11 protein-coding genes are annotated in these 12,189 nt (G+C 64.0%); 2 read left to right on the forward strand and 9 right to left on the reverse strand.

The window, feature by feature from the left end:
• Window positions 1–38: 38 nt before the first annotated feature.
• A complete protein-coding gene (locus tag LB532_RS08180; RefSeq protein ID WP_140551386.1) occupies window positions 39–824 on the reverse strand; it encodes a TSUP family transporter in 786 nt (261 codons plus the stop codon).
• A 186-nt stretch (window positions 825–1,010) separates the two neighbouring features.
• Here LB532_RS08180 and LB532_RS08185 point away from each other — a divergent pair, with 186 nt between their 5' ends.
• A complete protein-coding gene (locus LB532_RS08185; RefSeq protein ID WP_140495687.1) occupies window positions 1,011–1,442 on the forward strand; it encodes a TerB family tellurite resistance protein in 432 nt (143 codons plus the stop codon).
• A 91-nt stretch (window positions 1,443–1,533) separates the two neighbouring features.
• Here the strand turns inward: LB532_RS08185 and LB532_RS08190 are convergent, their stop codons facing one another.
• The 5 genes from LB532_RS08190 to LB532_RS08210 all read right to left on the reverse strand — a co-directional run bounded on the left by LB532_RS08190 (window position 1,534) and on the right by LB532_RS08210 (window position 8,174).
• Window positions 1,534–3,156 (reverse strand): ABC transporter ATP-binding protein, encoded by a 1,623-nt coding sequence (locus tag LB532_RS08190; RefSeq protein WP_140639012.1) that lies wholly within the window; start codon window positions 3,154–3,156, stop codon window positions 1,534–1,536.
• A complete protein-coding gene (locus tag LB532_RS08195) occupies window positions 3,153–4,022 on the reverse strand; it encodes an ABC transporter permease (protein WP_140639011.1) in 870 nt (289 codons plus the stop codon). Before LB532_RS08195 ends, LB532_RS08190 begins: the two co-directional genes overlap by 4 nt.
• The gene (locus LB532_RS08200; protein ID WP_140639010.1) at window positions 4,019–4,966 is read right to left on the reverse strand and encodes an ABC transporter permease; all 948 of its coding nucleotides are present in this window, start codon (window positions 4,964–4,966) and stop codon (window positions 4,019–4,021) included. Before LB532_RS08200 ends, LB532_RS08195 begins: the two co-directional genes overlap by 4 nt.
• Before the next feature lie 301 nt (window positions 4,967–5,267).
• Entirely contained in the window at window positions 5,268–6,746 is a 1,479-nt protein-coding gene (locus LB532_RS08205; protein ID WP_140639009.1) for an ABC transporter substrate-binding protein, read from the reverse strand.
• A gap of 153 nt (window positions 6,747–6,899) precedes the next feature.
• Entirely contained in the window at window positions 6,900–8,174 is a 1,275-nt protein-coding gene (locus LB532_RS08210) for an acetylornithine deacetylase/succinyl-diaminopimelate desuccinylase family protein (protein WP_140639008.1), read from the reverse strand.
• A 217-nt stretch (window positions 8,175–8,391) separates the two neighbouring features.
• Between LB532_RS08210 and LB532_RS08215 the strand changes: the two genes are divergently transcribed.
• On the forward strand, window positions 8,392–8,820 hold the full coding sequence (locus LB532_RS08215; protein ID WP_140639007.1) for a L,D-transpeptidase: 429 nt from the start codon (window positions 8,392–8,394) through the stop codon (window positions 8,818–8,820).
• A 46-nt stretch (window positions 8,821–8,866) separates the two neighbouring features.
• Here the strand turns inward: LB532_RS08215 and LB532_RS08220 are convergent, their stop codons facing one another.
• The 3 genes from LB532_RS08220 to LB532_RS08230 are packed head-to-tail and all read right to left on the reverse strand — an operon-like array spanning window position 8,867 to window position 12,185.
• Complete coding sequence (locus LB532_RS08220) at window positions 8,867–9,808, reverse strand: lipid A biosynthesis lauroyl acyltransferase (RefSeq protein ID WP_181169331.1); 942 nt, start codon at window positions 9,806–9,808, stop codon at window positions 8,867–8,869.
• Window positions 9,809–9,847: 39 nt separating this feature from the next.
• Window positions 9,848–10,876, reverse strand: a complete 1,029-nt coding sequence (locus tag LB532_RS08225) for a zinc-binding dehydrogenase (protein ID WP_140639005.1) — start codon at window positions 10,874–10,876, stop codon at window positions 9,848–9,850.
• A 37-nt stretch (window positions 10,877–10,913) separates the two neighbouring features.
• Window positions 10,914–12,185, reverse strand: a complete 1,272-nt coding sequence (locus tag LB532_RS08230; RefSeq protein ID WP_140517231.1) for a beta-ketoacyl-ACP synthase — start codon at window positions 12,183–12,185, stop codon at window positions 10,914–10,916.
• Window positions 12,186–12,189: the final 4 nt, after the last annotated feature.

A 12,189-nucleotide genomic window follows, 5' to 3' on the forward strand; every position in this document is an offset into this window, starting at 1 on the left:
ACATGATTCGAACAGTGGCATTCCATCAGGCGCGCGGGTCACACACCAATCAGGACGCGCAGCGGGTTCGCCGGGTCGGCCAGGAGCTTCGCCGCCAGTGCGACGCAGACGATGACAAGCAGCGGCTTGATCAGCCTGGCGCCGATGCGCATGGCCAGGCTGGCGCCGAGGCGGGCGCCGAGGAACTGGGCGACGCCCATCATCAGGCCGATCTTCCAGGAGATGACACCGACCGCGGCGAAGACGACGAAACCGCCGATGTTGGAGGCGAAATTGAGCAGCTTGGTATGGGCCGTCGCCTTGAGCACGCCGTAGCCAGCAAGCGCGACGAAGGCCAGCATGTAGAAGGAGCCGGCACCCGGCCCGAACAGGCCGTCATAAAAGCCGATGGCCGGCACCAGCGTTATCCCGAACAGGAAGGGTGTCATACGCTCGGCGCGATCGACGTCGGTCATGTTGGGCTTCAGGGCGAAATAGAGCGCGATGGCGATCAGCACCAGCGGCAGAAGCGCCCGCAGCAGGTCGCCGGGCACGACCGTTGCCAGCAAGGCACCGACGGCACCGCCCGCGAGCGCCAGCAGCGCAGAAGGCAGTTGCCGGCGAAGGTCGACATGGCCTTTCGCGGCATAGTGGATGGTCGCAGATCCCGAGCCGAACATGCCCTGCAGCTTGTTTGTTCCCAGCGCCTCGACCGGCGAGAAGCCGGCCAGCAGCAGTGCGGGGATGGTGATCAGTCCACCGCCACCGGCGATCGAGTCGACAAAACCCGCGGCAAAACCGGCGAAGGCGAGCATGGCGACGGATTGTAAAGTGAGGTCGATCATCGGGTGGGAAGTATCAAGCCAAAAGACGCTCCGGCTTCGATCACGAACACCCCGTTTGCGCAAGACCGATTTCACGCTACTTCTATCCTAAGCGTCGCGCCTGGATTTCGTGTTTGTGCTGTCGTTATCCCAACCGCTGCGCTTTTTGGGCTACATGGATTAGAGGAATCGGCAAAGGGGCTTCCGATGGCATTCGAACTGCTCGACCAGATACGCTCGATCTTCGACGGCGACCCGGGCGTGCGCAAGGTGGCGGACGACCCCGTGTTGTCGGCGGAACTTCTGATGCTGTTCCGCATGATCCTGGCCGATGGAACGGTCAGCGAGAGCGAGATGGTTGCTTTCCGGCGCATCTGCAAGGATGCCTTCGGCATTCCGGAAACCAGCATCGACGCCGTCATCGAATATCTCAACGAATTCGGTTACGAGACCAATGGCTCGCAGGCCATCGCGCTGTTCCGCGACCTCGATGTCGAGCGGCGCAAGCAACTGGCGCAGCATATGGCCGAGATCGCCAAGGCGGACGCGCAATTGGCCGAGACCGAGGTGCGCCTGCTGCGCCGCACGCTCGACCTGCTCGACATCAGCCCGGTCGACGTGGTGAAATCGGAGCAGTAGGTTGATCCCGGCCGGGGCCGGCTATCTGCGGCACCCTCCGGCGTTTGTTGCCTTTCACTCACACGGCGGATTCGCTTCGCGAACCGATCACTCACCCCTGCTCCTGCATACGGCGTGCAATTGCCCTGTGCAGGTCCGGCGCTGCGGCGACAAGCGCCTTGGCCGCCTCGGATTGCGGGTGATCCAGCACCTCGCTCGTCCGGCCACGCTCGACGATCTGGCCGTCATGCATGACCAGCACTTCGTCCGTTATGGCGCGGGCGACGGTGAGGTCGTGGGTGATGAAGAGATAAGCGATGCCGAGTTTCTGGTTGAGCTCGGCGAACAGGTCGAGGATCTGAGCGCGGATCGAAACATCGAGCGCCGAAACCGGCTCGTCGGCGACGACCAGTTTTGGTCGGGTGATGATGGCGCGGGCGATCGACAGGCGCTGGCGCTGGCCGCCGGAAAACTCGTGCGGATACTTTTCCATGTCGTACTGGTCGAGGCCGACCTCGTGCAGCGCCTGCGCCACCATCTCGCGGCGCTCGGCGCGCCCCGGTTTCCTGTCCAGCACGTGCAGCGGCTCGGCGACCAGCTTCTCGACCTTCTGGCGCGGATCGAACGAGCCATAGGGATCCTGGAACACTACCTGCATGTCGCGCCGCGCCGGCTTCAGGTCCGCCTCGCTCTTGCCGGTGAGGGGCTCGCCGCGAAAGCGGATGGTGCCCGAACTCGGCCGGTCGAGCGCCAGGATCATGCGCGCCAACGTAGACTTGCCGCAGCCGGAGCGGCCGACCAGCGCCACCGACTGGCCCGGCGCCATCGATAGCGACACGCCGTCGACGGCGCGGATATCAGGCGCGCGCCTGAACAGTGAGGTGCGCCGGCCAGGATAATCGCGCGTCACGCCCTCGACCTCGAGCAAGGGCCGGGCTGCCGTGACGCCATGCGGCCGGGCACGTGCGGGCACGTGCATCGAGGCCAGCGCCAGCTGGCGGGTATAGGGGTGGAGCTGTTCAGAGAGGGTGCGTGCCGTGTCGCCTGCTTCCATCACCTCGCCATGCCGAAGGATGGTGATGCGGTCGGCCATTTCCGTCACCACGGCGAGGTCATGCGAGATCAGGAGCAGGCCCATGCCGCTCTCCGCGACAAGGTCGCGCAAGAGGGCGAGGATTTGCGCCTGCAGCACCACGTCGAGCGCCGTGGTCGGCTCGTCGGCGATCAGCAGCTTCGGCTTCAGCGCGCAGGCCATGGCAATGACGACGCGCTGGCGCTGGCCGCCGGACAGTTCGTGCGGATAACGCGACAGCGGGAATTTTGCCGATGGCAAGCCGACCCGGTCGAGCATTTTTCGCGCCCGCTCTTCCGCCTCGGCGCGGCTTGCCTTGGCATGCCAGCGTATGCCTTCGGCGACCTGCTCGCCGATGGTCTTGAGCGGGTTCAGCGCGGTCATCGGCTCCTGGAACACCATGCCGATATCGTCGCCGCGCAGGGCGCACATCTGATCCTCGCTTGCCGCGAGGATGTCGATGCCGTCGAAGGTAACGTGCCCGCTGGCACGCGCCGCATATGGCAAGAGCCGCATGACGCTCAGAGCCGTCATCGATTTGCCGGAGCCGGATTCGCCGACCAGCCCCATTACCTCGCCAGGCGCGATGGAGAGCTCGATGCTCCGGAGGATCGGTGTGTCTCCGATTGCCAGCGAGAGATTGTCGATTTCCAGCAGGCTCATCGTTGCCGCCGCGATTTCGGATCGAGGATGTCGGCGATGCCGTCGCCCAAAAGGTTCAGCCCAAGCACGGTGATCACGATCGCCATGCCGGGAAAGATCGCCATCCAGGGCGCCACCACCATGCGGGTCTGGGCGTCGAACAGCATGCGGCCCCAACTCGGCATCGGCGGTTGGACGCCGAGGCCGAGATAGGAAAGCCCGGCCTCGGCCAATATGCCGAGCGCGAACTGAATGGTGCCTTGCACCAGAAGCAAGGTGGCGATGTTGGGCAAGACATGTTCGACGGTGATCAGCGCCTTGCCCTTGCCGGCGGCGCGGGCGGCGAGGATGAATTCTCGCGGCCAGATCGCCAAGGCCCCGGCCCGGGCGACGCGGGCAAAGACAGGGATGTTGAAGATGCCGATGGCGATGATGGCATTGACGGCGCCGGGGCCGAAGATGGCGGTGATCATAATCGCCGACAAAAGCGCAGGGAAGGCGAAGACCAGATCGTTGATGCGCATCAGCACCTCGTCGATGAGGCCGCCGCGCGCCGCCGCAAAAGCACCGAGCGGCACGCCGACGCCCATGCCGATGCCCACCGCGACCAGCGCCACGGCGATCGAATTGCGGGCGCCGACCATGATCATCGACAGGATGTCACGGCCGAAATGGTCGGTGCCGAACCAGTGCATCCAGGACGGCGCCAGCGTCTTGTCGGATATGACCAGCCGGGTCACGTCGTAGGGCGTCCAGACATAGGAGAGGATCGCCACCGCCGCCACGAACAATGTGACGGCGAAGCCGGCAAGAAACGAGCGGTTACCGAACGCCTTGACGAGGATGCCGCCCAGCGTCTCTTCGGGGATGTCCGGATGCAACATCATTGCCGACTTCGGAGGCGCGGATCGACGACGGCGTAAGAGAGGTCGACGACGAGGTTGACGGCGATGACCGCGGCGACCAGCAGCATGACGACGCTTTCCACGACGATCAGGTCACGCTGGGTGATCGCCTGGAACACCAGCCGGCCGAGGCCGGGCAGGTAGAAGACGTTCTCGATGATGATGGTGCCGGCGAGCAGGAAGGCGAATTGCAGGCCAAGAATGGTCAGCACCGGGATCATGGCGTTGCGCAGCGCGTGCCGCCACAGGACCACGCGGTAGGGCAGGCCCTTGGCGCGGGCCGTGCGGATATAGTCCTCGTTCAGCACCTCGATCAGTGCCGAACGGGTGACGCGTGCCAGGATCGCGGCCTGCGGCAGCGCGAGCGCCACTGCGGGCAAAAGCAGCGATTTCAGCGCCGGCCAGACGCCGGCCCCCCAGCCGGGAAAGCCGCCGGCCGGAACCAGCCGCAGCCAGACGGCGAAGAGATAGATCAGCATCAGTGCGAACCAGAAATTGGGGATGGCGACGCCGAGCTGCGCGGCGCCCATCGCCGTCGTGTCACCCATCCGCCCGCGATGGTTCGCTGAAAACAGGCCGACCGGAATGGCGATGAGGGTGGATAGGGCGAGCGCGATCAGCGCCAGCGGCAGCGAGACGACGAGACGCTCGCGCACGAGATCGATGACCGGCACCGAATAGGTGTAGGAGCGGCCGAAATCCAGGCTGAGCAGGCCGCCGGCCCAGTGCAGGTAACGCCAGGGCAGGGGCGCGTCGAGGCCCATCTGGTTGCGCAGCAGCTCGACCTGATCGGCGCTGGCATTCATGCCCAGCATCAGCCGCGCCGGATCGCCGGGCAGGATCTCCAGCACCGCGAAGACGACCATGGAGGCCAACGCCAGCGTGGCGGCGGCGATGGCGAGGCGCTTGAGGAGGTAGGCGGTCATCGCTCGACCGGCCAATAGTCGAAATCGGCGCTGCCCCTTATCTGCCTGCCGACATCTTCTCCCCGTATAGAGACGGGGAGAAGGACGCCTTCGCAAAGGGTTTCGCCAATCTTCAGCGTTGCAGAAAGGGTGCCGAGGTTGCGGCCAGCCCCCTTCTCCCCGTCACTATACGGGGAGAAGTGCCCGGCAGGGCGATGAGGGGCGGCGCAAACCTGAAACGATCGTCCTGCGGCTCTAGTCAGGCAGCGTGGCAGGGCAGAGGGGGGTGCGGAACGCAAGCGTCGCCTCTTGGCCAACGGCTTCACTCGCTCCACTTCACCTTGGTGAGATCATTGGCCTGGATCGGCGCGTTTTCCCACAGGCCTTCCAGCTTGGCGTCCCAGACGCCGACCTTGGGCAGTTCGTAGAGGAAACCGACCACGGCGTCGTCGGCCAGGATCTTCTGTGCCTGCCCCAGCAATTCCTTGCGCTTGGCTTCGTCGGAGGTGACATCCAGATCGGCGATCACCTTGTCGAAGGCCGGGTTGTCGTAGTTGAAGTAATAATCCTTGCGCGCATAGATACCGATGTCATTGGGCTCGGTATGGGAGACGATGGTCAGGTCGTAGTCCTTCTTGGTGAACACCTGGTCTAGCCACTGCGCCCACTCGACCGGGATGATCTCGAGGTTGATGCCGACATCACGGAGTTGCGAGGCGATGATCTCGCCGCCGAGCCTGGCATAGGTGGGCGGCGGCAGCTTCAGCGTCGCCTTGAAGCCGTTCTCCAGGCCTGCTTCCTTCAAGAGTTCCTTGGCCTTGGTGACGTCGTGCGGATAGCGGCCGGTGAGGTCGACATAATCCTTGTTGGCCGGCGACATATGCGAGCCGATCGGCAGGCCGAGGCCGGCCGAGGCACCGTCGATGATCGCCTTGCGATCGAGCGCGTAGGAGATCGCCTGCCTGACCAGCAATTTGTCGAAGGGCGGCTTCTTGTTGTTGATCGACAGGATGGTTTCGCCTTCGGTCGAACCGATCACCACCTTGAAACGCGGATCGTCCTTGACCTGCGCGAGACTGTCAGGATCGAAGAATGGGAACGCCTGGATATCGCCGGAAAGCAATGCCGGTACGCTAGCGGCGGCATCGGGCACGATGCGGAATTCGACCTTGTCGAGGTAAGCCGGCGTGCCCCAATAGCTGTCGGATTTCACCAGCGTGATCGAGGATCCCTTGGCCCAGCTCTGGAATTTGAACGGGCCGGTTCCGACCGGCTTTTCCTTGTTGGCGTCAGCGGATTTCGGCGAGACGATGACAGCATCGCCCCAGCCCATATTGTAGAGGAAGGATCCCCGCGGGTTCTTCAGCGTCACCTTGACCGTTGCCGGGTCGACCGCGTCGACCCTATCGATGGCCGCGAACAGGGCTTTTTGCGCATTGACCGAATTGTCGGCGCGGGCACGGTCGAGCGAGAATTTCACATCTTCGGCGCTGAAGCCGGCGCCATCGTGGAATTTCACGCCGGTGTGCAGCTTGAAAGTGTAGGTCTTGCCGTCGTCGGAGATGGTCCAGCTTTCGGCCAGGTCCGGCAGCACCTCGCCGTTTGGCCCGATGCGGGTCAAGCCTTCGAACACATTGGCATAGAGAACCTCGTCGATTGCGGCGGCGGCTCCGGCGGTCGGATCGAGATGCGGCGGTTCGAGCGGGATGCCGATGACCAGATCGGTTCGCGCCGCCAGCGCGGGAGTGCCGACGGCCAACGCCAAGACGGCAGCTGCCAGGATGGTTTTCCACAATTTCATCGTGCGACTCCCCGTGTGGTCAAACATGCGCTCAAACCGGGCGAATAGAAGCGTGATTTCGCACGGGAGTAAATTGCGTTTCGTGCTGTGCGGCGGCGTAGCCGGGAATGTTTTCTCCAGGCAACCGCATCGATCGTCGGCACTTGCCCCGCGCTATGGGGCGCCGCGCAGCAGCACGTTGAGCCCGAACGCCATCACCTTGGCCGATTCCACCATATCCGAGATGCCGACCCATTCGTCAGGCCGGTGGGCGAGATCGAGAATGCCCGGGCCATAGGCGATGCAATCATAGACATGGCCGATGCGGGCAATGTGCTTCTGGTCGTAGGTGCCGGGTGAAATGACGTAGTCGGGCTCGCGATCGAAGATCGCGTGGATGCCTTGCGCGATTGCCTTGACGACCGGAGCGTCGCGTTCGGTCATCAGCGGCAGCACCTCCATCAGGTCACGGATCTCGTAGTCGAACTTTTGCCGATCACGCTTCAGCCGCTCGAGAATGCCGGTCACCTCGCCCTTGACCGTGGCGAGATCCTCTTCGAGCAAGAAGCGGCGGTCGATGGTCAGCCGGCAGGAATCGGGCACGTTGGGCGAGGGCAGGCCGGGCCGGAAATCCTCGGTCTGGCCGCCATGGATAGAGTTGATATTCATGGTCGAACGCTTTGCCCCTTCGGGCACGACCGGCATGCGCGTCATCTTGCGGTCAAGCGCGGGGAACAATTCGTCCTCGAATGCTCTTAGCACGGCGCCCATATGGCGCACCGCATTGTCGCCGAGGAACGGCATCGAGCCATGCGCGATTTCGCCCTTGGTCTCGATCTCGGCCCACCAGACGCCGCGATGGCCAAGGCAGATGCGGTCCTTGTTCAACGGTTCGGGAATGATGACGTGGTCGACCCTGGGTTTCGAGAAATAGCCGAGCCTCGCCAGATGCGCGACGCCGCCGAAGCCGCCGGATTCCTCGTCGACCGTGCCTGATATCTCGATGGCGCCGGGAAAATCGGGAAATACCTCTATGAAGGCTTCGGCCGCGATGATCGAGGAAGCCAGGCCGCCCTTCATGTCGCAGGCGCCGCGGCCGTAGACCTTGCCGTCCCTGACGACGCCGGCGAAGGGATCGACGGTCCAGCCGTCGCCGGCCTCGACGACATCGATATGCGAGTTGAAGTGGACGCAGGCGCCAGGCGAGCGTCCATCGAAGCGGGCGACGACGTTGACGCGCGGGTAGCGGGCGGTGTCGCCGGGCGTGCCCTCGGCACGGATGAACTCGGTCTGAAAGCCGCTCTTCTTCAGCCGCGCGCCAAGAAATTCGGCGCATGGCCGGTACGCTTCGCCGGGCGGGTTGATGGTGGGAAAGCGGATCAGCTCGGCGGTCAGCGCGACGAGATCGTCACGCCGGTCATCGATCGCTTGGAGGAGTCGCTCGTTCATGGCCCGAGTTGAGCAGCGATCGGCGTCGTTTTGCAAGTCCGCTGGCAATTAGGCCGTTGCGGCGTGTCGTTACGGCAACTCTTGCGGGAATTCGTTCAAATTCGCTGCTTTGGATTGGCGAATTGGTCAAGAGTATATGTTATGCCGTTCACCTGCCGTTAAAGAGATGAAAAACGACGTGAAGGCAGGCAAGGGGCAATCAAAGGGGTTTGATCGCATGAAAAAGACAGTTCTCATGGCAGCAGCGCTTGTCACGATGCTGTTCGGTGCTTCGGTGCAGAGCTGGGCAGCCAGCCTCATTGCAAACATAGACGTGTCGTCGCAGACGATGACGGTCAGGTACGGCCAGGAGGTCTACCGGTGGAGGGTGTCCACGGCTCGGTCCGGCTACTTCACGCCACGCGGCACCTACCGGCCGCAGCGAACGGCCCGGATGTGGTATTCGCGCAAATACGACATGTCGCCGATGCCTTATTCCGTGTTCTTCCGCGGCGGCTATGCCATCCACGGAACGGGCGCGGTGAGGCAGCTCGGCCGACCGGCCTCGCATGGCTGCGTGCGGCTGCATACGGCCAATGCGGCGGCTTTCTATTCGATGGTGAGAGAAGTCGGCTTCGGCAACACGCGCATCGTCGTGAGGAATTGACTGCTGCGCCGGCCGTCGTGCCTGAGGCGCGTCGGACGGCTCCAGACTACGCGCTTCGGGTCTTTGCCTTGCGTCGCTTGCGGCTGATATCCCATCTCTTGTGGAACCACATCCACTGGCCGGGATCCTCGCGCACCCAGCGCTCGACCACGTCGTTGAGGAGCTGGGTGGTGGCGCGCACGTCGACGCTGCCATCGGCGGTGCGCGGCAATGTCAGCTTCTCTTCTATCTCGAGCCTGAAGCGGTTGCCCGGCAGCCTGACGCAGCGCGCCGGGTAGACGTCGCAATCGTAATGACGGGCAAGCGTGCCGAGCACGCGATTGCTCTGGCAGGGGCGGCCGAAGAATGTCGTTTCCAGCCCGCCCGTGAACTTCTGGTCGACAAGAACCCCGATATTGCCGCCGTTTTCCAATACCGAGGCGAGCGCGAACGACGCGCCCGCCATCGAGGGCAGCAAAGATCCCATGGTCGCGCGGCGCGTCGAGAGGATGTAGTCGGCCAGGTACGGATTGTTGGGCGGGCGAAACAGCGCGGTGATATTCATGCCGAAAGTAGTCGCCGCCACCGGCAGCAATTCAAAATTGCCGAGATGTCCGGTGAAGACGATGTGCGGCTTCTTTTCGGCCGCGATCTCGACGAAATGGTCTACTCCCTTGACCTCGACACGGCCGGGACGGGTGGCAGTTGGATCGTAGTCGAACAAGGCGTCGAGAAAGATGTATTCGGCGGCCAGACGCGCCATGTTGCCCCACATGTCGGAGGCGATGGCCTGGATCTCGGCTTCGCTCTTCTGCGGATAGGCCTTGCGCAGATTGTCGACGGCCACATTATGGCGTCCGACCCATGGACCGATGCGGCGGGCGACGCGGTCGGCGAAATTCAGCGCGCTGTCGGGGGGCAGCAGGCGCAGTACCGAGATGATGATCATCGCAATGCGCGCGACCAGCCAGTGCTCGAACCGGCGCAATTGCCGGCCGTAGCGGAACATCAGGTCGCGGCGAAGCTTCTTCAACACAGAAGTCAGGGCCTAGACGACGCGCAGGATGATCTTGCCAAACACGTCGCGGCCTTCCATGCGCTTCAGCGCGGCGTCGATGTCGTCGAAGCCGACTTCGGTATCGATGACGGGTGCGACCTGTCCCGCCGCCATCTTCTGCATGGCGTTGGCCATGTTCTCCATGCGGCAGCCGAAGGAGCCGAGCAGCTTCAACTGCTGCTGGAAGAGCTGCATCAGATTGACCTGCGTCGACACGCCGGACGTCGAGCCGCAGGTGACGAGGCGGCCGCCGCGCTTCAGGCACAGCATCGAGCCGGCAAAAGTATCGGCGCCGACATGTTCGAACACGACGTCGACGCCCTTCTTTTTGGTCAGCTTGCGCACGACGCCCTCGAACCGGTCGTCACGGTAGTTGATGACATGATCGGCGCCGAGCGCCTTGGCCTTGTCGATCTTGTCGTTCGAGCCGACCGTGGTGATGACCGTGCAGCCCATCCGCTTCGCCAGCTGGATGGCAGCCGAGCCGATGCCGGATCCGCCGGCATGGACAAGGATCGTCTCGCCGGGCTCGAGCCTGGCATTGTCGAACAGCATGTGTTCGACGGTGCCGAAAGTGACGGGGGCGACAGCCGCGCCGATCTCGCTCACGCCCGGAGGGGCGGGGACCAGCAGGCGCGCCGGCAGGTTGATCTTCTCCTGCGCGAAGCCGTCGAGGTGGAAGCCATGAACGCCCGAGACGTGTTCGCACAGATTGTCGCGACCTTCGCGGCAGGCGCGGCAGAGGCCGCAGGTGCGCGCGCCGTAAATCGATACCAACTGTCCCGGCAGCAGCCCGGAAACGCCGGGGCCGACGGTCTCGACCTCGCCGGAGGCTTCCGCGCCGACGACCAGCGGCAGCTTGCGCTTGGCGAAAGCCATGCCGCGCCAGCCCCAGACGTCGATGTGGTTCAGCGCCACTGCCTTGATGCGCAGCGTCACCTCGCCAAGCGCGGGCGGCGGCGGGGGCGGCAGGTCCACCGTTTCAAGACGGCGGTCCTCGATAAGTTGCAGTGCGCGCATGGAGCCTGTCGGTTCTGTTCTAGCGGAAGTGGCTCGCTTAGACCGGTTCCCGCGCCATGACAAGGCAAGTGTTCTGGCCGCCAAAGCCGAAGGAGTTCGAGAGCACGGTGCCGACCTGCGCATTGCGCTTCTTGTTGGGCACGACATCGAGCACGATCGCCGGATCGGGATTGTCGTAGTTGATGGTCGGGGGAATGACGCCTTCGCGCATGGTCATCAGGGAAAACGCCGCTTCCACCGCGCCGGCGGCGGACAGCGTGTGGCCGATCATCGACTTGTTGGACGAGATCGGCATCGAGCCAATCCGTTCGCCGAACACCGTCGACAGCGACAGGTGCTCCATCTTGTCGTTTTCCGGCGTCGAGGTGCCGTGCGCGTTGACATAGTCGATCTCGTCCTCGCCCAGGCCGGCATCGGCGAGGGCGGCGCGCACCGCCGCGATGGCCGGCGAACCATCCGGCTTGGAGCGGGTGCGGTGAAAATCGTCCGCCTTTTCGCCGCAGCCGCGCAGAATGCCCAGAACGCTCGCTCCGCGGGCGAGCGCTGCCTCCAGCGATTCCAGCACGAGAGCGCCTGAGCCTTCGGCCAGCACGAAGCCGTCGCGGTCCTTGGAGAAGGGCTTGGAGGCTTTTTCGGGGATGTCGTTGTGGGTCGAAAGCGCCGACAGCAGCGAGAAGCGAATCAGCGCCTCGGCGGTTGCCGAGCCATCCGCGCCGATCGACAGTGCCCGGTCGCATTCGCCTCTGCGGATTGCCTCGACCCCAAGCTGGATGGCCGTTGCGCCGGAGGCGCAAGCGGTCGACAGCGTGATCGGCAGGCCGCGCGTGCCGAAACGGTCGGCGAGCCGGTCGGCGATCGAGCCGAACTGCGTAGTCTCGAAAGTATCGAGCTCCTTCAGACCGCGCGCCACCCGAAGCAGCCTTTCGGCACCGGCGTCGTGCTTGTCGGAATTGTAGAGCGCGAACCGCTCATGCCAGTCGAGTTCGACCGGCGGCGAGGCCAGAAACAGCGGTCCGCCGAAGTCGCTGGAATTGAGGCCGGCTTCGGCAACAGCTTCCTGCGCGGCGGTCTCCGCCAGTTCGTAGGTGAGGGGGCTGGCGCCCTTCGAGCTCGACGCAAGGAAATCGACCATGCCGGAAATGCGGGTGTTGAGGTGGTCGACAGGGAAGCGGGTGATCGGGTGGATGCCCGATCTGCCCGAGGTCAGCGCCGCCCAATTGTCTGATTTCCCGGCTCCAAGGGAAGTAACCACGCCGATGCCTGTGACGGCAACGATCGGCCTGCCCATGTGATCTCTGAGATTGGCCATCCGG

It is taken from the genome of Mesorhizobium sp. ESP-6-2 (assembly GCF_020164675.1).
Taxonomy (GTDB): Bacteria; Pseudomonadota; Alphaproteobacteria; order Rhizobiales; family Rhizobiaceae; genus Mesorhizobium.

Bases quoted from the DNA above. Each gene is read 5' to 3' on its own strand.
- LB532_RS08195 (WP_140639011.1), bottom strand. From the start codon at position 4,022: ATGATGTTGCATCCGGACATCCCCGAAGAGACGCTGGGCGGCATCCTC.
- LB532_RS08190 (WP_140639012.1), bottom strand. From the start codon at position 3,156: ATGAGCCTGCTGGAAATCGACAATCTCTCGCTGGCAATCGGAGACACA.
- LB532_RS08215 (WP_140639007.1), top strand. From the start codon at position 8,392: ATGAAAAAGACAGTTCTCATGGCAGCAGCGCTTGTCACGATGCTGTTC.
- LB532_RS08225 (WP_140639005.1), bottom strand. From the start codon at position 10,876: ATGCGCGCACTGCAACTTATCGAGGACCGCCGTCTTGAAACGGTGGAC.
- LB532_RS08180 (WP_140551386.1), bottom strand. From the start codon at position 824: ATGATCGACCTCACTTTACAATCCGTCGCCATGCTCGCCTTCGCCGGT.
- LB532_RS08200 (WP_140639010.1), bottom strand. From the start codon at position 4,966: ATGACCGCCTACCTCCTCAAGCGCCTCGCCATCGCCGCCGCCACGCTG.
- LB532_RS08230 (WP_140517231.1), bottom strand. From the start codon at position 12,185: ATGGCCAATCTCAGAGATCACATGGGCAGGCCGATCGTTGCCGTCACA.
- LB532_RS08210 (WP_140639008.1), bottom strand. From the start codon at position 8,174: ATGAACGAGCGACTCCTCCAAGCGATCGATGACCGGCGTGACGATCTC.
- LB532_RS08205 (WP_140639009.1), bottom strand. From the start codon at position 6,746: ATGAAATTGTGGAAAACCATCCTGGCAGCTGCCGTCTTGGCGTTGGCC.
- LB532_RS08185 (WP_140495687.1), top strand. From the start codon at position 1,011: ATGGCATTCGAACTGCTCGACCAGATACGCTCGATCTTCGACGGCGAC.
- LB532_RS08220 (WP_181169331.1), bottom strand. From the start codon at position 9,808: ATGTTCCGCTACGGCCGGCAATTGCGCCGGTTCGAGCACTGGCTGGTC.